The sequence below is a fragment of the Brevibacterium sp. ZH18 genome (assembly GCF_022748595.1).
In the GTDB taxonomy this organism is placed as follows: Bacteria; Actinomycetota; Actinomycetes; order Actinomycetales; family Brevibacteriaceae; genus Brevibacterium.
This window is the reverse complement of the sequence record NZ_JALDSX010000015.1, coordinates 1-22,545: the sequence shown is the minus strand read 5'-3', so window position 1 is coordinate 22,545 and position 22,545 is coordinate 1. Positions and strand designations below refer to the sequence as shown.

Annotated in this window: 22 protein-coding genes; 13 read left to right on the top strand and 9 right to left on the bottom strand. The window is 62.2% G+C overall.

Going from position 1 to position 22,545, the window contains the following annotated elements:
* Window positions 1-8: 8 nt before the first annotated feature.
* From MPN20_RS07765 to MPN20_RS07745, 5 genes are read left to right on the top strand one after another with little or no spacing between them, the layout of a single operon-like run.
* Window positions 9-953 (top strand): FAD binding domain-containing protein, encoded by a 945-nt coding sequence (locus MPN20_RS07765; protein ID WP_242780934.1) that lies wholly within the window; start codon window positions 9-11, stop codon window positions 951-953.
* A complete protein-coding gene (locus MPN20_RS07760; protein ID WP_242780933.1) occupies window positions 950-1,510 on the top strand; it encodes a (2Fe-2S)-binding protein in 561 nt (186 codons plus the stop codon). Before MPN20_RS07765 ends, MPN20_RS07760 begins: the two co-directional genes overlap by 4 nt.
* Complete coding sequence (gene cutA, locus MPN20_RS07755) at window positions 1,507-3,954, top strand: aerobic carbon-monoxide dehydrogenase large subunit (RefSeq protein WP_242780932.1); 2,448 nt, start codon at window positions 1,507-1,509, stop codon at window positions 3,952-3,954. Before MPN20_RS07760 ends, cutA begins: the two co-directional genes overlap by 4 nt.
* Before the next feature lie 12 nt (window positions 3,955-3,966).
* Window positions 3,967-4,635 carry a carbon monoxide dehydrogenase subunit G gene (locus MPN20_RS07750; RefSeq protein WP_242780931.1) on the top strand — a complete coding sequence of 223 codons (669 nt, stop codon included), beginning with the start codon at window positions 3,967-3,969 and terminating at the stop codon, window positions 4,633-4,635.
* A 47-nt stretch (window positions 4,636-4,682) separates the two neighbouring features.
* A complete protein-coding gene (locus tag MPN20_RS07745; RefSeq protein WP_242780930.1) occupies window positions 4,683-6,059 on the top strand; it encodes an amidase family protein in 1,377 nt (458 codons plus the stop codon).
* A 60-nt stretch (window positions 6,060-6,119) separates the two neighbouring features.
* On the opposite strand, the gene MPN20_RS07740 is transcribed toward MPN20_RS07745, so the two are convergent.
* The 4 genes from MPN20_RS07740 to MPN20_RS07725 form a co-directional block, all read right to left on the bottom strand.
* Window positions 6,120-7,013 (bottom strand): anti-sigma factor, encoded by an 894-nt coding sequence (locus MPN20_RS07740; RefSeq protein WP_242780929.1) that lies wholly within the window; start codon window positions 7,011-7,013, stop codon window positions 6,120-6,122.
* On the bottom strand, window positions 7,010-7,639 hold the full coding sequence (locus MPN20_RS07735) for a sigma-70 family RNA polymerase sigma factor (RefSeq protein ID WP_242780928.1): 630 nt from the start codon (window positions 7,637-7,639) through the stop codon (window positions 7,010-7,012). Before MPN20_RS07735 ends, MPN20_RS07740 begins: the two co-directional genes overlap by 4 nt.
* Before the next feature lie 130 nt (window positions 7,640-7,769).
* Entirely contained in the window at window positions 7,770-8,444 is a 675-nt protein-coding gene (locus tag MPN20_RS07730; protein ID WP_242780927.1) for a fasciclin domain-containing protein, read from the bottom strand.
* Between the two features lie 182 nt (window positions 8,445-8,626).
* On the bottom strand, window positions 8,627-10,243 hold the full coding sequence (locus tag MPN20_RS07725; RefSeq protein WP_242780926.1) for a molybdopterin-dependent oxidoreductase: 1,617 nt from the start codon (window positions 10,241-10,243) through the stop codon (window positions 8,627-8,629).
* Between the two features lie 124 nt (window positions 10,244-10,367).
* Here MPN20_RS07725 and MPN20_RS07720 point away from each other — a divergent pair, with 124 nt between their 5' ends.
* From MPN20_RS07720 to MPN20_RS07700, 5 genes are read left to right on the top strand one after another with little or no spacing between them, the layout of a single operon-like run.
* Window positions 10,368-10,868, top strand: coding sequence for an OsmC family protein (locus MPN20_RS07720; protein ID WP_242780925.1), 501 nt, complete (start codon window positions 10,368-10,370; stop codon window positions 10,866-10,868).
* 16 nt (window positions 10,869-10,884) lie between these two features.
* Window positions 10,885-11,568 carry a trimeric intracellular cation channel family protein gene (locus MPN20_RS07715; RefSeq protein ID WP_242780924.1) on the top strand — a complete coding sequence of 228 codons (684 nt, stop codon included), beginning with the start codon at window positions 10,885-10,887 and terminating at the stop codon, window positions 11,566-11,568.
* 33 nt (window positions 11,569-11,601) lie between these two features.
* Window positions 11,602-12,381, top strand: a complete 780-nt coding sequence (locus tag MPN20_RS07710; protein ID WP_242780923.1) for a hypothetical protein — start codon at window positions 11,602-11,604, stop codon at window positions 12,379-12,381.
* Entirely contained in the window at window positions 12,368-13,054 is a 687-nt protein-coding gene (locus MPN20_RS07705; RefSeq protein ID WP_242780922.1) for a hypothetical protein, read from the top strand. Before MPN20_RS07710 ends, MPN20_RS07705 begins: the two co-directional genes overlap by 14 nt.
* 32 nt (window positions 13,055-13,086) lie before the next feature.
* On the top strand, window positions 13,087-13,950 hold the full coding sequence (locus tag MPN20_RS07700; protein ID WP_242780921.1) for a polyphosphate kinase 2 family protein: 864 nt from the start codon (window positions 13,087-13,089) through the stop codon (window positions 13,948-13,950).
* A gap of 79 nt (window positions 13,951-14,029) precedes the next feature.
* Here MPN20_RS07700 and MPN20_RS07695 read toward each other — a convergent pair whose 3' ends face one another.
* Both MPN20_RS07695 and MPN20_RS07690 read right to left on the bottom strand, forming a co-directional pair.
* Window positions 14,030-14,467, bottom strand: coding sequence for an OsmC family protein (locus MPN20_RS07695; protein WP_242780920.1), 438 nt, complete (start codon window positions 14,465-14,467; stop codon window positions 14,030-14,032).
* A gap of 105 nt (window positions 14,468-14,572) precedes the next feature.
* Entirely contained in the window at window positions 14,573-15,157 is a 585-nt protein-coding gene (locus MPN20_RS07690) for a cysteine hydrolase family protein (RefSeq protein WP_242780919.1), read from the bottom strand.
* A 140-nt stretch (window positions 15,158-15,297) separates the two neighbouring features.
* Between MPN20_RS07690 and MPN20_RS07685 the strand changes: the two genes are divergently transcribed.
* Window positions 15,298-16,572: an MFS transporter gene (locus MPN20_RS07685; protein WP_242780918.1), complete on the top strand. Its 1,275-nt coding sequence runs from the start codon at window positions 15,298-15,300 to the stop codon at window positions 16,570-16,572.
* Between the two features lie 102 nt (window positions 16,573-16,674).
* Here the strand turns inward: MPN20_RS07685 and kynU are convergent, their stop codons facing one another.
* The gene (gene kynU, locus MPN20_RS07680; RefSeq protein ID WP_242780917.1) at window positions 16,675-17,958 is read right to left on the bottom strand and encodes a kynureninase; all 1,284 of its coding nucleotides are present in this window, start codon (window positions 17,956-17,958) and stop codon (window positions 16,675-16,677) included.
* 130 nt (window positions 17,959-18,088) lie between these two features.
* On the opposite strand from kynU, the gene MPN20_RS07675 reads away from it, so the two are divergent.
* A complete protein-coding gene (locus MPN20_RS07675) occupies window positions 18,089-18,571 on the top strand; it encodes an Lrp/AsnC family transcriptional regulator (RefSeq protein ID WP_242780916.1) in 483 nt (160 codons plus the stop codon).
* A 25-nt stretch (window positions 18,572-18,596) separates the two neighbouring features.
* On the opposite strand, the gene MPN20_RS07670 is transcribed toward MPN20_RS07675, so the two are convergent.
* Window positions 18,597-19,301 carry a type II CAAX endopeptidase family protein gene (locus tag MPN20_RS07670; protein WP_242780915.1) on the bottom strand — a complete coding sequence of 235 codons (705 nt, stop codon included), beginning with the start codon at window positions 19,299-19,301 and terminating at the stop codon, window positions 18,597-18,599.
* Window positions 19,302-19,559: 258 nt separating this feature from the next.
* Here MPN20_RS07670 and MPN20_RS07665 point away from each other — a divergent pair, with 258 nt between their 5' ends.
* Window positions 19,560-20,141: an OsmC family protein gene (locus MPN20_RS07665; protein ID WP_242780914.1), complete on the top strand. Its 582-nt coding sequence runs from the start codon at window positions 19,560-19,562 to the stop codon at window positions 20,139-20,141.
* 48 nt (window positions 20,142-20,189) lie between these two features.
* Here MPN20_RS07665 and recQ read toward each other — a convergent pair whose 3' ends face one another.
* A complete protein-coding gene (gene recQ / locus MPN20_RS07660) occupies window positions 20,190-22,025 on the bottom strand; it encodes a DNA helicase RecQ (protein WP_242780913.1) in 1,836 nt (611 codons plus the stop codon).
* Window positions 22,026-22,545 lie beyond the last annotated feature (520 nt).

The following is a 22,545-nucleotide window of genomic DNA, read 5'->3' as shown; positions in this document are numbered from 1 at the left end:
CATAGACAATGAAGCCTTCTCCCCTGAGGATTCACCGTCCGAAGACCATTGAAGAGATCTTGGAGCTGCTCTCTGTCCACGGCACAAGTGGAAAGATCATCGCAGGGGGACAGAGTCTGGTGCCTGTTCTCAACATGCGCTTGGCTGCTCCAAGGAACCTCATCGACATCACCTCAGCGGCAGGATTGGACGAGCTCGAAGTCGTGGGGGACGAGATCAGGGTCGGCGCACTCGTGAGCCACCGCAGACTCGAACGCGACCCAGCAACAACCTCGGCGAATCCGATCCTTGCCGATGCACTTCGGCACGTCGCACACCCTGCGATCAGGAATCGCGGCACCACGGTGGGGTCGATTGCCCACGCTGATCCCAATGGCGAGATGCCGATGATCCTGGCACTGACCGGTGGCTGGGTCGAGGTCAGGAGTGTTCGAGGGGCTCGGTCGCTGACGACGGAATCACTCAACGTCGGCCCGCTGGAGACCTGCCTCGAACCCGACGAACTCATCACCAGCGCCGTCTTCCCGGCCCTTCGACCCGGGCAGAGGGCCGGCTTCGATGAATTGGCGCGCCGAAGCGGAGACTATGGACTGGCCGGGGTTGGGATGATCCTGTCCACTGACGACAATGGTGTGGATCGTGCTGGCGCCGAGGCAACGATTACGGGGCTGAAGGCGGGATTCGTTTCGGTCACTGACATCCCTGACATCATCGAGTTGGACGAATTCGTGGCGGGTACCCCACTGAGCCAGGTCTCCACGATTCTCGACGACGTCATCTCGGCGATCAAGGGCTTCATCGACCCCGGCGGGGACATCCACGCCAGCGCCGACTACCGCAGGCACCTCACCGGCGTCATCGCCGGACGCCTGCTCAAGAGGCTGAGCCGACAGAGGGATGGCGGAGGTTCGCCCGCCGGTGGCAGCGAGATGAGACAAGAGGGAGCGCGATGAACCAGATGACATCGAACGAGACCATGGCCGAACCGACATCGACGATCCGATTGAGCGTCAATGGCAGAGACCACGTCCTCGAAGTGCCGGATCGCAAACTGCTCTCTGACGTCCTGCGTCAGGATCTGAGTCTGACAGGCACGCACGTCGGGTGTGAGCACGGAGTGTGCGGAGCGTGCACCGTGCAGCTCGACGGCGATCCGATCCGGTCGTGTCTGATCTTCGCTGCCAGCGCACAGGACCATGAGGTGACTACGGTCGAAGGGATCGGAGACGACCCGGAGAACCCTTCCGACGTTCAGCAGGCTTTCATCGACAGCCACGGGCTGCAGTGCGGATTCTGCACCCCGGGATTCATCACTACTATCGATGCCTTCGTCGATGAGAATCCCGATCCCACGGAAGAAGAGGCTCGAGAGGCGATCTCCGGCAACCTCTGTCGGTGCACCGGATATCAGAACATCGTCAAAGCGGTCCACCGGACTGCTGAGCTGCGGGCCGCCTGCGGCAAGCAGCATTCCGAAACGGACGAAGAGGCGTCGGAGGCCAACCGATGACCACTCGCATGTTCGGACAGAAGATCAAGCGTCGGGAAGATCCACGTCTGGTCACTGGAAACGGTCGATATCTCGATGACCTTGCCAATGGCAGTGTGGCTGCTGCCTTCGTTCGAAGCCCGCACGCTCATGCTGACATCATCGACATCGATGTCACAGGCGCCATCGATGTCGAGGGCGTCATCGCGGTCTGGACCCACGAAGATCTCCCAGGTCAGGCAGCAGACCGACTGCCCATGCTGATCCCACATCCTTCGATCGTGGCTCCCCACACCGGGTTCGCACTTGCGCCCGATCACGTGAACTTCGTCGGTGAGCCGATTGTCATGGTCGTTGCGCGCGACCGCTACATCGCTGAGGATGCAGCCGGTCGGATCGAGATCGAATTCGATCTCCTCGAACCGATCGTCGGGGTCGAACAGTCACGTGCGGGCGAACGGATTGTGCACCAGGGGATGAGCGACAACGTGTCGGCTCATTATGTGCAGGAGGTTGGAGACGTCGACAGCGGACTGGAGAATGCTCCGCATGTTCTCGATGTTGAGCTGGAATTCGAGCGCAGCGCCTGTATGCCGATGGAGGGCAAAGGCGTCATTGCGGCATGGAACCGGGAGGACGAAAGTCTGCAGGTGCATTCTTCGACCCAGACAAGCACTGGGCTGAGAGCGGCTCTGGCAGCAAGGCTCGAGATCCCGCTGACGCGGGTCGAAGTCATCACGCCCGATGTTGGAGGAGCTTTCGGAGTCAAGATCAACCACCCATGGCCGGAGGAGCTGGCTGTGGCCTGCGCTGCCAGAGCGCTCGAGACGACCGTGAAATGGACCGAAGACAGACGTGAGCACTTCATCTCTTCGGCTCATGAGCGAGCGCAGACGCAGACAGTGAGAGTCGGCTTCGACGATGATGGTCGCATCTGCAGCCTCGATGTGAAGTTCTGGCATGACAATGGGGCTTATATTCCCTATGGGGTCATCGTTCCTCTGAATACGTCGACGCATGTCATGGGCCCCTACAACATCGCCAACTATCGGGTTGAATATTGGTCGCTGTACACCAACACCGTCATGGTCACCCCGTACCGCGGTGCTGGCCGCGCTCATGCTGTGTTCATGATGGAGCGCACAGTCGATGCGATTGCCGATGAACTCGGCATGGATCGTACACAGGTGCGCCTGAACAACTTCGTGCGGGAATTCCCTCATCCTATGGGAGTGACCATGCAAGATGGCGCGGAAGGTTGTCTGGACTCGGGCGATTTCGTGACCTCCCTGGACAAGCTCAAAGAACTCGTCGGCTGGGACGATTTCGAGGCGTATCGAGACCAGGCCAGGGCTGAAGGCCGCCGAGTCGGCCTGGGAATCGGATGCTATGTGGAGAGCACAGGCGCGGGTCCTTACGAAGGAGGCCACATAGAGGTCGAAACTTCCGGGCGGGTGAACGTGTGGACGGGGCTGACAACCCATGGTCAGGCACACGCAACTGTCTTCGCCCAGATCGTTGCCGACGCGCTCGGTGTCCCTATGGACTCGGTCCATGTGGCAACGGGTGACACTCGCAAGCTCTCGTACTCGGTGGGAACGTGGGGATCGCGAGGAGCTGTCATGGCAGGCAATGCACTGCATCTGACGGCTCAGAAGGTCAAAGCCAAGGCCTTGAAGATTGCGGGTGAATCGTTGGAGGCCGATCCCGAAGACCTAGAGATCGTCGACGGAATCATCTCCGTCAAGGGCGATCCCAGTTCGTCTATGCCGTTGGCAGCGGTTTCAGTTCTGTCGAATCCACTGCGTTATGCGTTCGACGAGAGCGCCAGAGCGGCGACCCAATTCGCGAAGGAGACCGCGGCCGAAGAGCCATCGGTCAAAGCTGGAGAGCAACCGGGGCTTGAAGAACAGGAGTTCTTCTCACCGCTGCGATCTACCGTTGCCAACGGAATGCACGCCGCGATCGTTGAAACCGACCCGGAGACCGCTGACATCACAGTCCTTCGGTACTGCGTCGTCCATGACTGCGGGCCGATGATCAATCCCATGGTGGTTGAGGGGCAGGTCCATGGTGGGGTTGCTCAAGGTGTGGGAGGAGCACTGTACGAAAGAATGGCCTACGACGAAGATGGGCAGCTGCTCAACGCGTCCTTCATGGACTTCCTCATGCCGTTTGCCTCAGAGATTCCGCATATCGAGACTGATCATTTGGAAACTCCCAGCCCGCTCAATCCTTTGGGCATCAAAGGAGCGGGGGAAGCCGGCACAATTCCTACGGCCACGACTATCGCGTCGGCGATCGAGGATGCAGAGGGTTTCCCGATTCGCGCCATGCCGCTCGATCCCTCTTCATTGTGGGAGTTGCGGAACCAGCACGCGGCGGGTGCAGTCCCCAGTCTGAAATCCCGTCGCGGCGATTCCGCGGCTTCCTCACCAGCACCATCCAACAGCGGACTCCAGTAAGGACAGCAACTCATGCGTATCTCTTCCGTAGCCCAGATGACAGCCGATCCCGACACCGCCTATGCGGCGTTCCACGATGCTCGGATTCTGGCCGCCACCATTCCAGGAGTGGAGAGCTTCTCCCCGGTCGGTGACGGGATCTACAGCGTGGTTCTGACCATGGGGGTGGCCGCTATCAAGGGCACCTACAAGGGGTCAGTGGAGTTCTCTCAGGAGCAGCCGCCGACCTCGTTTGTGCTCACGGCCAAAGGCTCAGGCGGGCCAGGCACCATCGGCGCCGATATCGCGGTGTCGCTGGCACCAGGTGATGCAGGGGGAACAGAAGTCACGTGGGAAGCTGATGCCGTGCTGGGCGGGGCGATCGGCGGAGTGGGTCAGCGGATGCTCGGCGGAGTGGCCAAACGCATCGCGACGAAATTCTTCAAAGATATTGACCATGCGATCCACAACGGAGTTGAAGAACCTGCTGGTGCAGGAACAGGCGCGGTTTCTGAATCGCGGAGCGCGGTCTCGGCCGCTGCCCCCGAACTGCTCGGACTTCCTGCACCATCGGTCGTTGCCTCAGGTGGAATGGCGCAGGGCGCCGCGATTCGAGGCAATGAGTTCTTCGCCGGGGCAGCTGTGGGGGCCGGCGCGGCTCTGCTCGGCGTCTGCGTGGGTCTTCTGGCCGGCCGCAGATAGTGCAGAGATGGACAGAGACAGACATCCGGTGGATGTCTGTTGGGGAGTTGAAGGGCGCACTCGGGGCACGAGAGCTGAGTTCTCGAGATCTCGTCGAGGCGCACCTGCAGAGAATTGAGGAGATCAATCCTCTGGTCAACGCTGTAGTCACCGTCGATGCTCAAAGAGCACTCGACTCGGCGAAAGCCGTCGATGACCTCAGATCCCGCGGGCGGGACCTGCCTCCGCTGTCAGGGATCCCCATGACGCACAAGGACATCCACGAGACCGCAGGAATGCGGACCACCTTCGGATCTCCGATCTTTGCCGACAATGTGCCGAGCCGTGATGCACTGATCATTGCCAGATTGAAAACGGCAGGCGTGATCAGCACGGGTAAGACGAACGTGCCGGAATTCGCCGCTGGGGCCCACACCGTAAATCCTCTTTTCGGGACAACTCGCAACCCTTACGACCTCAATCGGTCGGCATCAGGCTCGTCAGGGGGTGTCGCCGCCGCGATCGCAAGCGGAATTCAGGCAGCAGGCGACGGCTCAGACACGGGAGGATCATTGCGCCTGCCCGCGTCCTTCAACAACATCGTCGGGTTGCGCCCGTCCAACGGGTGGATTCCACACGTTCCGCCGGGCAACCCCTGGGAATGGCTGAGCCAACCTGGGTTCATGGCTCGAAACGTCGCTGACGTTGCTCTGCTCATGGACCTCTGCAGCGGACCTGACCGTCGTGGGCCGATGTCTCGTCACGTGACCAGCAGGTTTTCGACTCCCGACGCGGATCCGGACTTGTCCGGGCAGGTGATCGGATTCGTTCCGGACCTTGGTGGGCGGATCGAAATCGAAGACGAGGTTGCCGCGGTTGTGAGTGCGACCGGTCCGATTCTGTTGGGGATGGGTGCTCGTCTGAGCGACGAAGAACCGGATCTGGGCGATGCGGCCGAGGTGTTTCGCATCGCTCGAGCTTATGAATTTGCCGCGAACTACGGCAGGCTCGTCGAAAATCATTATGAGCAGATGAAGAGTTCTCTGCGGAACAACATCAGAGCGGGTCTGAACCTGGAGGTGGAAGATCTCTTCGCACTCGACGCAGCGCGCGCCCGATTGTGGACAGCAATGCAGGACTATTTCTCGCGTCACGACGTCCTTGTGACGACGACGAGCCAAGTGGAGCCCTTTCGGGCAGAGGTCGAGTATCCGGAGATGCTCAACGGCAAACCGGTCACTGACTACGTGGGGTGGATTCATGCCACGAGTTTGATCTCAGCAACCGGATGTCCTGCGATCAGCGTACCGGCGGGGTTCTCCGCAACCGGATTGCCGGTGGGGATTCAGATTATCGGTCCGGTCGGTGGCGATGCGTTGGTACTGCAGGTGGCCGGGGCATTCGAAGCGGCAACCGGGCACGCTCTGTCCCACCCACCGCTGTGATGTGCCGTCGGGAAGTGTTCGAAGCAGAGGGACCACCGCCGCTCGTGAGACGTACCGTACCTACAGGTTGATCGCCACGATCGGATCGGTGGTCGGTTGGGCAGATCCGCCCGCGGGTTCCACAGTGATGCCGAACAGGCTCCCCTTCGCGAAGGGCTCATCGGCGATGGTCACCGGTTCGCCTGTCATTAGACCGACGCTCTCAGGACCGTCGTCGCCGATGACCCACATCTGCAGAGACTTCCCGTTCGGAGCCGCGCTGACATCCTGAGGGCTGAAGCGGATGAGCTGTTCGCTTTCGGACCAGGCCACAGTGACCGAGCCGCCGTCGGGAAGATCGGCAGTGTCCGTCTGCAGATCGCCAGCTCCCATGAGTCGCGTGGAGTCGCCGAGCTGCTGTTGGGTCGAGGCGAGTTCTTCCTCAAGATGGTTCTGTTTCTGCTGCAGCTGCCAGGTATTCGCGCCGATTCCAGCCAGGATCACTATCGCCGCAGCCGCGGCTGCCCAGGTCACCCACGGGCGGCGCTTCCGGCGGTGCTCAGCCAAGTCAGCAGGAGGGGGCGGCGCGTCTGAGGACGACTGATTGCCTGCTGCCGGTGCAAGCTGAGACGGTGGCTTGAGGCGAGTAGTTTCCTCTGCTCGAGCCTGCTGCTGTGCGGTACGAGCCTGATCCAAGCTCTGTGGCTGCGCGGGCGCATCCTCTTGCACATGTGTGTTCGGGATCGAGAGGATTGCGTTCCGGGTGGCCGCGCTGATGGGTTCAGGGGCATCCATGGCTGACGATTCGGCCTCCGCGTCGGATTCAGCCATGAGCGCCATGGTGTCGGAGTACGCCGCGACCTCGGAGCGGAAGTCCGCATCGGTGTCCGCAAGGTTCTGTGCCTCGGTGAGCTCGGCGTCGCTGAGTCCGCCCAGGGCGAGACCGGCAGCCAGATAGTCACGATCGGTGCTCATCGGCTTGCCTCCAACTCTTCTCGAAGCTTCTTCATTCCGTCTCTGATCCGTGACTTGATGGTACCGAGGGGCACCTTGAGATTCTCGGATATCTCACTGTGGGTCAGCCCCTGGTAGAAGGCCATGACGATCGGTCGTGCCTGGTCCTCGGGAAGCATCCTCAACGCTGTCAGAGTCTGGTCGGACTCGGACCTGTCGATCACGGTCTGTTCGACCTGCTCGGGTTCCTCGGCCGAGGACCGCAGACCGTCAGCGAAGTCTCGATCCTGCTGAGCCTGAACACTGCGCACACAGTCGATGGCTCTCCTGCGACATAAGGTGATCATCCACGCTCTGCCGGTCCCGCGCTCGGGATCGAATCCCGAACACCGCGTCCACACCTCGGTGAAGCATTCCTGCAGCACCTCCTCGGCGAGAGATCGGCTCCTCACGATCCGCAGGATCACAGCCATGAGGATCCGAGACTGGAGTTCGAAAAGCTCCTCAAACGCGGCCCTGTCGCCGACAGCGATCCGGAGCAGAAGGTCACCGCTCGGATCTGCGGCGGTGGCCGTCGCGCCTGCTGGCAACCGGGAATCGTATCCCGGCGGGCCGTGGCCTGGAGCCGAAGGATCATCTGAACTCATTGACCAATCATGTCATTCGATTGGCTTCTGTTTCTCAGCTGTCCAGACATCGTGTGAAAAAGGTGGTGGCCAGGGGCCGATCCGGGGTGTCGAATTCGGTCCTTGGCCACCGCACTGTGGAGCTCAGATGTCACTTCTTCGGCATCATCACACTGTCGACCATGTACACGGTGGCGTTGGCGGTCTTGACTCCGCCGCAGACGATGCCGGCATCGTCGAACTTCATGTCGTCGCCCTCGCCGGAGATTGTGACCTTCGAGCCTTCGACGGTTTCGTGCTCACCGACGATCTCGTCAGGGGACAGCTGTCCCGGGATGACGTGGTAGGTGAGAACCTTCGTCAGCATGTCCGAATCCTTGGCCAGCGCATTCAGGTCGTCCTTGGGGATCTTCGCGAAGGCGTCGTCTGTCGGGGCGATGACGGTGAACTCGTCGCCATTGAGAGTGTCGACGAGGTCGACGTCGGGGTTGAGCTGTCCCGAAACGGCTTTGACCAGGGTCTTGAGCATCGGATTGTTCGATGCTGCTGTGGCGACTGGATCCTGTGCCATTCCCTCGACGGATCCGCCGCCGTCAGGATTTGCCTCGGCGTAGGCAGCGCAACCCGGTCCGAACAGATCTCCGCCGGCCATGGCGTCATCGGACTTTGCAGGTGCGGCAGGGCTTTCGGCGGTATCGCTGGACTTGGTGTCCTCGCCGCCGGACTTGGAGTCGGACCCCATATCCGAGCAGCCGCTCAGGGCCATGAGTCCGATTGCGCCAGCGGCAAGGATGGAAGCGGTGCGTGAGCGAAGCATTGTTTTCATGGTTCTTCTCCTGATTGAAGTGGTGCGTCGGTTGTGTGGCTTACCAGCTGCAAATGATGAAGTTCTCTTCATTTCTCGCTGTGTACCTGGTATTCGCAGCCCCTGCGGTTCTGGATGGGTGAATCGTGAAATTTCTTCAGAAACATTCGACCGGACCTGAAATCATTCGACCGGACCTGAATTCATTCGACCCGGAACTGGATGTGGTGGTGGCCGGTGGCCGTGTTGGGGATGGACTTCCTGCGTTTGGGCGTCTGGACGTTTCCGTCCTTGTCGATCGCGCGGACGGTGACGGTGTGTGATCCCGCTTCGACGTCCGCGAATTCGGTCGTCCACTGGCGCCACGTGTCGATATTGACCTCGTCGCCCAAATCGGCCGACGTCCACTCACCGTCGTCGAGCTTCACATCGACTCTCCTGATGCCGCTGCGCTGCGCCCAGGCTGTGCCCGCAACCGCCAAGTCACCAGCAGCGACGTTCCCCAGAGGTTTGGGCACTTCGACTCTGGAGGCGACGAGAATGGGGCCCTCGGCATCCCAGCCGCGATCGGTCCAATAGCTCGTCTTCTCGTCGAAACGCGTGACCTCGAGTTCGGTGACCCATTTGGTGGCGGAGACGAATCCGTACAGACCGGGAACGACGAGTCGGGCCGGAAAACCGTGCTCGGGCGGAAGTGGGCTGCCATTCATGCCCACGGCCAGCAGGGAATCGCGGTCATCGGTCAGGGCTTCGATCGGAGTCGAGGCCGAGAACCCGTCGAAGGAATGAGAGAGCACCATGTCCGCATCTTTGAGGGGCTTCGCGCGACGCAGAAGGTCCCGAACGGGGTAGCCCAACCAGGTGGCATTGCCGACAAGGTCACCGCCGACGGGATTGGAGACGCAGGTGAGCGTGATGTGGTGCTCGTCCAGGGGCAGGTTGAGAAGATCGTCCATGGTCAGGGTCACTTCCTCCTCGACCATCCCGTGGATTCGCAATGACCATTCCTGCGGATCGATGACAGGAGGCGCAAGTGCTGTGTCGATGCGGTAGAAGTCCTTCGGATCCGTGATGAACGGAGTCAGACCTTTGACATCCGGATGCGCCGAGGTGGGGATCGGGGGTGCTGTCATCGCCGGTTTCGGCAGCACCAGTTTGGCCACCGCCGCACCGGCGTCCAGAGTCAATGCGGCCACGGTCTGTCCGACCGCCACCGCTGCAGCTCCTGCAGCGCCGATGACGCCGGTGATGACGAAGAATCGGCGACGAGATGGCTCTGCGTCCGGTTTCGAGGCCGAGCCGGATGGGGAGGGTCCGGGTGTGGGTGCGCCGGCCGGCCGGGCCGCTGCAGGGAACTTCCGGGGAGCTGCGGGTGCCGTTCGGGTGTCTGTCCGGCTCGTTCCGGAGCTGATCAGGACACGGAAGACAGCCATGCCCAGGGCGAGCCCGATGAGCGTCGGGATGATGTCGACGACACTGGTCTCGGGGCGGATGAGAATGACGATGATGGGAACCAGCCCGGCCGTGGACATGAGCACGGTCGCCAAGTGGAGCCGGTGAGAAGCCAGCCAGCCGATGAGCCCTCCGAGCCCCAACGCTGCGACGCCGGTGCTGAGGATCAGGAACAGCTTGTCGTTCGTCCCGAAGAGGTCGATGACAGGTTTGACGAGACCCGTCGGTGCCAGTGGGATGATTGCCTGCCCCAGTGCCAGCAGGGGCGCGGATTGCGGCCCGAACGCGCGGGCGACGAGATCGGCAAAGCCGAATAGAACGAGGGTGGCGACGATGCCGGCAAGGGCGGTGCGGAATGGACTTCTCATGCCGAATATTCGGAGCAGACGGCATTTCAGATGGGTATTGCGATGGTGAAAGTTCGCATCTGCACTGCGTCTCATTCACAGAATTGTCAGCGAACTTGTCGGCACGCTGACGTAGCATGGTGCAATGACTGAGAACCCAGGATACGCCGAACCGCAGGCGCCAAGCGGAGACTCGGACGAGCCGAAGAGCGCTGGCGCCCCCATCTACACCGCGAAGGTCGAGAACCTCGGCGGGACCTCGGGCGAAGTGCGCGTCGAAGGCGGAAAGACGCTGGCAACGGCACCGACATCGCACACCGATCAGGGCAGCAACCCGGAACAATTCCTCGCCATGGCCTGGAGCACATGCCTCGGTGAGACTCTCAAAGTCGTCCTTGCAGCCAACGGTGTCGAAGCACTCTCGCGAGTAAGGGTCGAGGTCGATCTGCATGGTGAGCGCAGCAGCGGATTCTATTTCGTTCCTCGCGCCTATCTCTCCATCGACGGAGTTTCCTCGGAGGATGCGGAGAAGTTCGCAGCTCGGGCACATGCTCGCTGCCCGATCTCAAAGCTGCTCAAAGGACAGGGCACTCCGAGCATCGAGATCGAAGAGTACAAGAATCCTGACAATTTCCAGCTGAGCTGAGCTGAACGCCCCAACCGTGGACATTCAAGAAGCAGTGTTTCTCGCGCTCGACCTCGCCGGAACCTTCGTCTTCGCGGTCTCGGGAGTCCTCCTGGCTGCCAGACGCGGCTTCGACATCACTGGTGGTCTGGTTCTGGGGCTGATGACGGGCATCGGTGGAGGAATGATCCGGGATGTCCTCCTCGACCGAGTCCCGAACGCGCTCGGCCAGCCGATCTATCTGGCTCCACCGCTCATCGCCACGCTGCTCATCTACCTCATCGGCAAGCACGTGTCGCGTGCCCGCATCCTGATCGTGACCTTCGACGCGATCGGTCTTGCGATCTTCAGCGTCACCGGCACGACGATCGCTCTCAGCGCGGGTGCGAACTACCCGGCGGCTCTGCTCATGGGCGCGCTCACGGCGTGCGGCGGCGGGCTCATGCGCGACGCAGTGGCCAGTGAGAACCCGGCGATCTTCACCGGCACCGACCTCTATCTCATTCCGGCACTCTTCGGAGCTGGAGGTGCGCTCGTCGCCGACTCGTTGGGCATCCTCAACAATGGGGTCTCACTGATCATCGCGACCCTGGCCTTCGCGTTCCGAATGGTTGCCTGGAAGCTGCAGTGGCGGGTGCCGCAGCCGATGCGGCAGTGGTCATACCGGGAGACGCCGAAGAAGATGAAGAAATTGCCCTCGGTGTTCCGGAAGCCCGACTGAGCGCGACTTCAGCCGCTGTGGCACGATGAAAACATGAGTTCTCAGTACCCCGCACAGACACGGGAACACGAGTCAGTGCCCAGCTGGCGACGCGACTTCGGCCGAATCATCGGCGTAACGGTGATCGCGGTCGTCATCATGACGATCCTCGTCGGACTGTCGTCCGCGGGACTTCTGTACGGCAAGCGGTGGGAAAAGGTCGAAGCCGACGGTGTCTGGGCAGGGATCGCGGCAACACTGCCGACCCTCATCTTTCCCTTCATGTTCATGGAGCTCTCGCGTCCGGACCATGGATTCCGTCGGAAGGGACTCATTCCCCTGCTGCTCCTCGGGATCCCCGCTGCCAGTGTCCTTGAGACGCTCACCGTGATGACCTGGCCGTTCATACTCGGCGACGGACCCTATCCAGGCTCCGTTGCCGCTGAAATGACAACCGACCCGATGAGCATCGTTCTCGTCTTCGTCTTCCTCATCGCCGCTACCGCGTGGTTCACCACTGTCGTGATGCCGATGGCGATCTGTGGGTACAAGGTGGCACTGATGCTGTTGCTGCCTTTCCTCGGCGCAATCTTCTTGTTCATGATTGCGGGAGTGCGGATCTTCGACGGCTCGCCGAGCGTGGCGAGCATCATCATCTGGTCCGCCGTGGCGCTCGGAGGGCTTGCCGTGCTCTCGCTTGTCGCGGCGCTGCGCAGAGTCTTCGACCGGTCCGGTCAGGTGATGACCGAGGCGGAACGGGTGGAATACGCCCGACAGTACAGGCAAGAGCGCGATCGGTACGGCCGCGGTGAGGTCCCACGTGACCGCAGGTGAGACAGCCACCCCCACATGGGGCCATGACTTCAAACGGCTGATCTTCGGCACCTGCATCTACGTCGTACTCTGCACCATTGTGCTGGCGCTCGCGCGCACGGGCCTGATGGACACAAGCGAAACCTCGGACATTCCACTCGTCGCCGATGCGACTTTCGCCGGCTTCCTGATGGGCCTGCCCGCGCTCCTGTTCCTGTTCTCCCTCGTCGACGTCAAACGCGATGACCACGGACTGCGGCGTGAGGGCCTGGTGTCCTTGGTGCTTCTTGCGATCCCGACCTCAGCGCTCATCGAACTTCTCGTGGCCTTCACCTGGACCTTCATCATGGGAGACCAGGCGGCGGAGGGAACGGTGGCGGCTGAACTCCCGACTGATGCTCAGGCCATGACGCTCGTATTCTGTTTCCTCGTCGCGGGTATGGCGTGGATATCGAGTCTGGCCCTGGCTCTGGTCACGTGGATCGGGTGGGTCTCGATCGTCACAGTAGTGGCTTTCCTTGGTGGCATAGGCGGACTGATGTTCGGCGGCGCGGTGATCTTCGACAGCCCACCCAGCCTGATCGGACTGCTGATCTGTCTCGTGCTTGCGCTCACCGGCCTCGCAGTTCTTGCCGCTCTGGCCGCGTTCCGCCCTGTCGACGTCCGGATGACTCTGAACCGATCGCAGATATAGACGCTGGCTCTCCTGCCTGCAAAGATGAGTCCATGAGTGCAACGAAGACCCAGACGTGGACAGACGACCCGGCACCACTCCTGCGAGCAGGCAAGGGATTTCGACTCGACAAGGTCGATCCGGAATCGACTCCCGGATACGACGGAGGGAAGAAGGCCGGGAAGAAGTTCCTGAAAGAGTGCTTCAGTGAGCTCGACGATCTGCAGGAACGTCTTTTCGCCGCCCACCACGAGGACGAAGCGGGCCCGGCAGTCCTCCTCGTCCTCCAAGCCATGGACACGGCGGGCAAGGGCGGTATCGTGCGCCACGTCGTCGGGGCGGTCGACCCGCAGGGCGTCGAGCTTGCCGCGTTCAAGAAGCCGACGAAGGAAGAGCTGTCCCATGACTTCCTCTGGCGAATCCGGCCGAAGGTGCCCGGCCCAGGGATGATCGGTGTCTTCGACCGTTCGCATTACGAGGATGTGCTCATCGGCAAAGTCCGTGAACTGGCCGATGAGAAGGAGATCGAACGCCGTTACGAGGCCATCAACGACTTCGAAGCAGAACTCGCCGAGGCAGGGGTGCGAATCGTCAAAGTCATGCTCCACATCTCCCCGGATGAGCAGAAGGACCGGCTCATGGAGCGCTTGGACCGCCCCGACAAGTACTGGAAGTACAACCCGGGTGACGTCGACGAACGACTCCTGTGGCCCGACTACATGAAGGCCTACCAGACGGTGTTCGAACGCACCTCGACCAAAGCCGCTCCCTGGCACATCGTGCCCGGAAACAGGAAATGGTACGCGCGCTTGGCCGTGCAGCGGCTGCTGCTGAACGCCCTCGAGGACATCGATCCGCAGTGGCCCGCTGCGGACTTCGACATCGACGTCGAGAGAGAACGTCTGGCCGAGAGCTGAGGCACCGCCTCGGCGACGGTGGGTTCAGCTGCGACGACGAGTGGCAGCGCGAGTCCGCACGGCTCTGCTGGTCATGAACTCAGGCGCGACGGATGGTGAAGTCGACCTTCGTCTCCTGCTCGACGGTGCGCGAGACCGTGCAGTACTTGTCGTGGGAAAGACCGACGAGCTTCTCGATACGGGCATCGGCCTTACGGCCTTCTTCGTCATCAGGGAATGCGAGGTCGAAGTCGAGGTGGACGTTGTCCACTCGGGAAGCACCGTCCTCGTCGATCTTGTCGGCCGTGGCTGAGACGTCGAAGCGCGTCGGCTCGGTGTGCCTGCTGGTGACGGTGTCGACATCGATGGAGGAACACCCGGCGACCGCCGCGAGCAGCAGCTCCACAGGTGTCATCAGACCCTCGCCGCGGCCGAATTCGATGCTCGCCCCGCTCGGCGCGGTGGCCCGGTAGTGGTTCTCGGCAAGCCTGGTCAGTTCGATGCTTCGCGTGTTCTCACTCGGTGTGTTCTCACTCATGGACTCATCATGTCAGGATTCCATGGAAGTCGCCTGGTCTCTGCGCTGGTGCCCGCGTCCGTGTCGGGTTGGTGGACCTCCACAGCGGGGCGGACCAGGTGCGACTCACGGTGCCGTGAAGTCGACCTGTGCTGATTCCTGCACTCGGGCGCTTCGTCCGGGCCCGGATTCGAACCCCCAGTAGAGATTCGTGTGAGAGACCACCTTGTCCGGTGGCGGGGCTCCCCAGTCACTGAGATCTTCGGTCGTGTGAGCATCTGAGACCAGGGTGACGTCATAGCCGCGGGCGAATCCGCCGTGGATCGTCGAACGGATGCACGAGTCGGACTGCGCACCGGTGACGACGAGGTGCCCGATGCCCTTGGCCGCGAGGACCTCCTCGAAGTTCGTGTCCTCGAAGGTGTTTCCATGGGTCTTCTCGACAACCGCCTCACCGTTCTGCGGCGTGAGCGCGTCGACGATCTGCCATTGCGGCGAACCCGGTGGCAGTTCCCCTGAAGAGTGTCTGACCCAGATGACTTCGGTCTCTGTGTCGCGGGCGCGCTGAACGAGATCGGAGATCGTTGCAATCACCTCGCCGGCGTGCCAGGACTCGGCGAAGACGCCGTTCTGGACGTCGATGACGATGAGCGCGGTCCTCGGGCGAGTGGATGCGAGCGTTGTGTCTCCGGCAGCGGCAGCTGTGGACATGTGATCCTCCTTGATCGCCTCAATTCTCCGCCAAGGGGACATGCTCGATCAAGGGCAGAACCGCCTCGGCGGGTGAGGTTCGGGTTCCGCGGTGCGGAAACGGACCGGGCAGATGTGCACGTGATGCCAGAATAGGTCGGGTGAGTGAGCGTCGAGACGAAGCTGCGGAGAGTTCCCCGAATCCACGCCGATTCGGGGTGCTGCGGAGTTGGAAGACCGCACCATATCTGATCGGTTCGGGCACGGCGATGATGGGCGACAACATCGAGCACGTCATCACCTACTGGGTGCTGTGGCAGAAGTTCGAGTCCCCGGCACTCGTGGGCTTCCAGCTCATCAGCCACTGGCTGCCGTTCCTCCTGCTCTCGGTCTACGCGGGATCCCTGGCCGAGCGATTCGACTGCCGGCGCCTGATCCAAATCGGCCAGGTCATGTTCATGGTCGTGTCCCTGTGCTGGGGAATCCTGTTCCTCACCGACTCCCTGCAGCTGTGGCAGGCATGCGTGCTGCTCGTCATCCACGGCCTGGCCGGCTGTCTGTGGGGACCGGCCGAGCAGATGATGCTGCATGACTTCGTTGATCGTGAAGAACTGCCGAGCGCGGTGCGGATGAATGCGACCTTCCGCAGCCTCGGCATCCTGTTCGGGCCCGTCGTCGGTTCGGCACTTCTGCTCGCCTTCGGCCCGACCTGGGGCATCTTCATCAACATCGTCTTCTACCTGCCGCTGACCATCTTCCTCATTCGCACACCATTCACCGGCCACACGCGCAGCGGCGGCGTCCGCACGGCCAGGACCACACTGGTGCAGTCGCTTAAGGTCCTCGCCGAGGTTCGCCACAACAAGTCGATCATCGGCATGTTGCTCCTGGCGGCGCTCGCCTCGATCACGATCGGTGCAGTCCTGCAGACCGCGATGCCGGTCTTCGGCGACATCCTCTCCGGCCCAGGCGGCGACAGCGACTTCACGTACGGGCTGCTGCTCTTCGCACTGGGTGCCGGCGGAGTGCTCGGCGGGTTCTTCCTCGAGGCCACCGGGTGGGTGCGGCCGACACCTGCTGCGGCTGCGGTCGCTGCGGCCGGTTTGGGGGCGAGCTCGGTCGTCTTCGCCTTCACCTCGCATCTGTGGCTGGCGCTGAGCGTCCTCGTCCTCGCCGGGGTCTGCAAGATCACCGCCGAGGCGACGGAGATGGCGATCATTCAGCTTGAAGCGCCCTCCGAGATCCGCGGACGGGTCATCGGCTCCTATGCAACGTTTGGCCCCGGTATGCAGACCTTCTCCGGTGTCACCGTCGGCGTGCTCGGCACGATCGCCACGATCCCGCAGGCCGTGACAATCGGCGGCACGGTCCTGGCGATCGGTGCTGTGGGAATCGGAGCATACGCGGTAGCCGGACGCGGGCGACGCCTCGGCTGAGGGGTCTCGGCGGACTTGGGCAACCTCTCCGGCGCTGGGCAACCCGTAGAGGGGTTGCCCGCCGCCCGGAAGGTTGCCGACGCGATTTTTGGGTCGCCCAGCTCAGGTGACCGCGCCGCGGACCTTGTGCGCAGGGGCGTCCCAGATCCGGTTGTCGAGGATGTCGCGCAGAGCCTCGACGGTGTCCCAGACATCGGTGAAGCCGATGTAGAGCGGGGTCAGGCCGAAGCGCAGCACTTCAGGCTCGCGGTAGTCGCCGATGATTCCACGCTCGATGAGCGCGCTCATGATCGCGAAGCCCTCCGGATGGGTGATCGAGACCTGGGAGCCGCGATGCTCGTGCTCTTTCGGGGTGACGATCTCGACGGGATGATCGCCCAGGCGAGATTCGACGAGGTCGATGAAGAGGTCCGAGAGTGCAAGCGACTTCGCCCGCACCGCGGCCATGTCGACTCGGTTGAAGACATCGAGGCCCAGCTCGGCCACCGACATGGAGATGACGCCCTGCGTACCCGTCAGGTAGCGGCGAATGCCGTCGGCCGGAGCATAGTCCGGTGACATCTCGAAGGGCTTTGCATGCCCCCACCAGCCTGAGAGCGGCTGGGTGAAACGGTTCTGCAGCGCCTCGGAGACCCAGATGAAGGCGGGCGAGCCCGGCCCGCCGTTGAGGAACTTGTACGTGCACCCGATGGCCATGTCCGCACCCGACCCGGCCAGGTCGATCTCCAGGGCGCCTGCCGAATGGCACAGGTCCCAGATCACCAGTCCGCCACCGGCATGGATCGCCGAGGTGGTCGATTCCATGTCGAAAAGCCGGCCCGTGCGGTAGTTCACGTGGGTGAGCACGACCAGGGCCACCTCGTCGGTCATCGAGTTCGGGAACCCAGCGGTCACCTCGGCGTCATCGACGAGACGCACCTCGTAATCGTCGCCCAGCTGCTCGGCCAAGCCCTGGAGCATGTAGATGTCGGAAGGGAAATTCTCCCGCTGAGTGAGGATGACGCGACGCTCCGGTGCATCCGCGGCCTGCATCTTCAGCGCAGCCGACGCGGCTTTGAACAGGTTGATCGAGGTGGTGTCTGTGACGACGGTGCTACCGGTCCCGCCGCCGACGATGCTCGCAACCTTCTCGCCCAGCGTCGCCGGCAGATCGAACCACCCGGCAGTGTTCCACGAGCGGATGAGGCCGGTGCCCCATTCGTCCTCGATGACCTCTTGAGCACGCTCGGTCGCACCCTTCGTCCGGGCACCGAGTGAGTTCCCGTCGAGGTAGATCGTGTTCGGCGGGAGGATGAACTCGTCCTTGAAGCTGCGCAGCGGATCCTCGGCATCGAGGCGCTCGCAGGCTTTGCGGTCACGTGGGGTGCTGTGCGCGGGAATCGTCATGGGTCACCTTCATCGGGTAGGGCAGGGGCCGGTGGTGCTGGTGGCGGCGGATCTCCTCACAGACTACCCAGATCACGGATATCATCGTAGGAATCCGAACAGACGACGGAAACTGGGAGTGGTTCTTGTGGTGAATTCGGAATTGATCGTCGATCATCGTTCTGAAACGAACGATTCCCACCTCGCCGAGGTGGACCTGGCGATCCTGCGCGAGCTCAGTTCCGATGCCCGGATCTCCAACAAGGACCTCGCCGGCCGAGTGGGGCTGGCCCCATCCACGTGCTCGGGGCGAGTCAGTGCCCTGAGGACACGGGGGATCATCAGAGGATTCCATGCCCAGATCGACTTCGAAGCGCTCGGTCTGCACGTGTTCGGAATGATCTCGGTGCGGATGTCTCCGGTCGGACGGTCGAAGATGAGTGACGTCATCGCTGCACTGCTCCGGGCTCCAGAGACCCTCGACGTCTTCCAGGTCTCGGGGGAGCGCGACCTGCTTGTCCACGTCGCCACCGCCCATCCGACGGGGTTGAATGCCTTCATCGATGAACATCTCTCGGATCCAACGATCGCACATACCCACACCAGCCTCGTGTTCGGCCATCACCGGCCGTGAGATGCGGCGTCCCACGGGAAACTCTTCACCCGAAGACGACCTGCAGGAGGAAGAATGACGCGGTCGAATTGATCGCTATGTGCAGTCCAAGCGGCCCCCATAGATTCCCGTGGAATGCCCGCAGCAGTGCGAGGCAGAGGCCGAGCGCAAGCATATAGGGAAGAAGAATCGGCACCCCGTGGCACAGTGCGAAGACGATCGCACTGATCGTGATCGCACCCGTTGCTCCGAGACGGTCACGAACATAGCCATAGATCACGCCGCGGAAGAACAGTTCCTCCCAGAACGGGGTGATGATTGCGACTGCTGCGAACATCAGGACCGCGCCGACAGCGCCGGCGCTCCTCGCGATCGAGTCGGTCGACGAGTCACTGACGGGTTCCGAGCCTGTGACCGCGAAAACGAGGAGCTGCGCACTGAGCACCACAATCACTGCAGTGGGAATCTGCCACAGCAGATGGAGGAGACGCCAAGAGGGGCGGGAGAAGCCGATGGCCGATATTCGGTGTCCGCGGCGGCGTAGGACGAACGTCAGTGCAATCAGAGTCCCCACGCTCTGCACGAGTAACGCAGCGATGATGAGGACGTCGAGATGGGTCCGGGCTCCGGGAACATTGAGACCGATGATGACGGCAGCCCCGAACACGAGAGCACCGATGCCAAGGACCGTACCTGCCGAGATGAGCAGGGTCGTGGTCGCGAGTCGTCTGTGCAGCGGGGATTCCTTCATATTTCGACCCTACAAGTCGCTGATCAGCGCCGTTGTCCACCAGAAGTATGAGATTCTTGTCCCCCGATGGGGGACAGATCTGTCTGTCGACGAGGGGTCACCTTGCTGAGGCGGATCGGGTTGTGTCGATATGCGTCGCTGTATTTCGTATGTGTGACGGACTGCGACGGTATCTGACGAGCGGCCCTCTTGGGGCAGACCGGTGTTCTTAGTCTGGGGTCACGTCAACGAATTTCACCCATACCGAGGAGACGCCCCATGACTGCCGCAACCGAGATCAGTGCAGAACCCACCACCAACACGGGCTCGACCGTAGCCATCAGCGCCGAGGATCGCGCCGCACGCCTCGCCTCGGCAGGCCAGGCATGGAACGAGCGGATCGCAGCCTCACCGAAGAACGCGCAGCTGGTCTTCTCTGCCAAGGGCAGCGCCCAAGGCTCGGTCTCTTCAGTCATCAAGGCCGGAAAGCACACCTTCACCGTCGACGAGCCGAGCCCTTTGGCCGGTGACGATGCGGCACCGAACCCGGTGGAATACGCACTCGGTGCCCTCATCTCCTGCCAGATCGTCGTCTACCGGCTCTACGCGCACAACCTGGGACTGACGATCGAGAACCTCGAAGTCAGTGCAGAGGGTGACATTGACGTCCAGGGACTCTTTGGCGCCGACGACACGGTGCGCCCCGGACTCTCCGCAGTCCGCGTCAACGTGGACATCACGGGACCCGACAGTGATGAGGCCTACCAGGAGCTGCAGAAGACCGTCGACGCCCACTGCCCTGTCTTCGACATTTTCACGAACCCGACACCCATCGACGTCACCGTGACAAAGACGAACTGAGCCTCCGACGAACTGAGTCTCTAACGTTCGCGGCTGGCTCGAAGCGCCTCAGGCGGCGCTGGACTCGAGTACCTCGAGGACGCCGGGGCCATAGCGGTCAAGCTTCTTCAGGCCCACGCCGCTGACTTGGCCGAGCTCGCCGATGGTGCTTGGCTTGGCCTCGACGATCCCATACAAGGTGGCATCGGGGAAGACGACGTAGGCGGGGACGCCCTGCTCTTTCGCCTGATCGGCACGCCAGGAACGCAGGGCTTCGAACAGGGCTGTGTCCGCGGTCCCGAGTTCGATCTCGGGGCCGCCTCGGCGTTTGGTCCCTGCCTTTTTGGATCCCGACTTCTTCACGGGGTCCACACGCAGCGAAATCTCGACCTCGCTGCGCAGGACGGGGCCAGCGGCCTCTCCGACGACGAGGACGCCGTAGTCGCCATGGGATTCGAGCAGACCGCGCGTAAGCACCTGACGGACCACGGTCTTCCACTGGGTTTCACTGAGATCGCTGCCGATGCCCCAGACGCTCAAACTCTCGTGATCGGCCGCGCGGGAGCGCTCGTTGTCATTGCCGCGCAGGACATCGATGACCTGTCCCGAGCCGAACCTCTGGCCCCGTTCACGGTCGAGTCGGATGACTGCCGAGAGCAGTTTCTGCACGGCCACAGTTGCGTCCCAGGTCACCGGGGGAGTGATGCAGGTGTCGCAGTTTCCGCAGGGTCCCGATTCCTCGTCGAAGTAGCGCAGCAGCTGCACGCGACGGCAGTCGACGGTCTCGCACAGGGCCAGCATTGAGTCGAGGTGCGACATCGCGCGGCGTTGATAGGTGCGATCGCCATCGCCTGACTCGATGAGGCGACGCTGGGACACGACATCACCGAGGCCGTAGACCATCCACGCATCGGCAGGCAGCCCGTCACGTCCGGCGCGACCGGTCTCCTGGTAGTAGCCTTCGACGCTGCGTGGAAGGTCGAGGTGGGCAACGAAGCGGACATCGGGTTTGTCGATGCCCATGCCGAAGGCGATCGTCGCGACCATGACCAAGCCGTCCTCGCGGAGGAAACGAGCTTGGTGGTCGGCGCGCACCTCGGAGGGCAGTCCTGCGTGATAGGGCAGAGCGTTGATGCCCCTGGCCACGAGCGCCTCGGCGAGCTGTTCGACACCGCGACGGGACAGGCAATAGACGATGCCCGAGTCACCAGCGTGCTCTGTGGTGATGAAGTTGATGAGCTGCGAGCGGCCAGACTGTTTCGGTTCAATGCGATAAGTGATGTTCGGGCGGTCGAAGCTGGCGACGAAATGCTGGGCATCGCCCAGGTGGAGACGCTCGGTGAGTTCCGCGTGAGTGGCGGGTGTGGCCGTGGCGGTCAGTGCGATGCGTGGAACATCGGGGAATCGTTCGGCCAGCACTCCCAGGCCCAGGTAGTCACTGCGGAAATCGTGGCCCCACTGTGAAACACAGTGGGCTTCGTCGATTGCAAACAAAGCAACCTGTGCACGCTCGAGCAGCGCCATTGTGCGCGGCAGGACGAGACGTTCAGGTGCCAGGTAGAGCAGATCGAGCTCACCAGCGAGGAGTGCGCGTTCGACGTTCTGCGCTTCCTCGAAGTCGAGAGTTGAGTTGAGGTAGGCCGCTCGCACACCGAGGTTGTCCAGAGCCGCGACCTGATCGGCCATGAGTGCGATCAGCGGGGAGATCACGATGCCGGTGCCGGGCCTGACGAGGCTCGGAATCTGATAGCAGAGGGACTTTCCACCGCCGGTGGGCATGAGGACAACGGCGTCACCACCGCCCACAATCTGATCTACGACCGCTTGTTGTTGACCCCGAAATTCGTCATAGCCGAAGACATCATGGAGGACGTCGAGCGGGGAGGTTGTGGGTGCCGAGGTCATGCGCTCCACCCTAGTGGACGGTGCTGACGCGGCCGAACTTCGTACACAGGCCCCGCTCTCGGTGTCTGTGCTTCCTATTAATGCTTCTTATTAGTGACAGCGAAGACGTCGGTGTGCGTGGGGTGCGTGGGGTGCATGTCGGTCGTGGGTGCATGGGTGCATGTGGGGCGTGTGGGCTCGCCACGAGCTGGACCGCCATCAGGATGGGGCCACTGCTTTGCGGCATCTGCTCCTCATGCCCGGATACCGCTATGCCCGGATACCGCTATGCCCGGATACCGCGGAGCCTGATCATGTCTGCACCGGTTGGCGGGGCCAGCGCAGCCTGTGAGCCCCGCCATTCCGGGGGAGTAAGCCCCCACGTAGGTCGTGGTGACGGGCGTCACGCCAGGATTTCCGGTTTCGAGTTGCACGGGAGTCCAGGCCTGGTCTAGAGTTATATCTCGTTGCCCCACAGAAAACGAACTCTTCGAGAACAGTTTTCACCGGGACTGACCAGCACAAATACAGTTTGTGATCG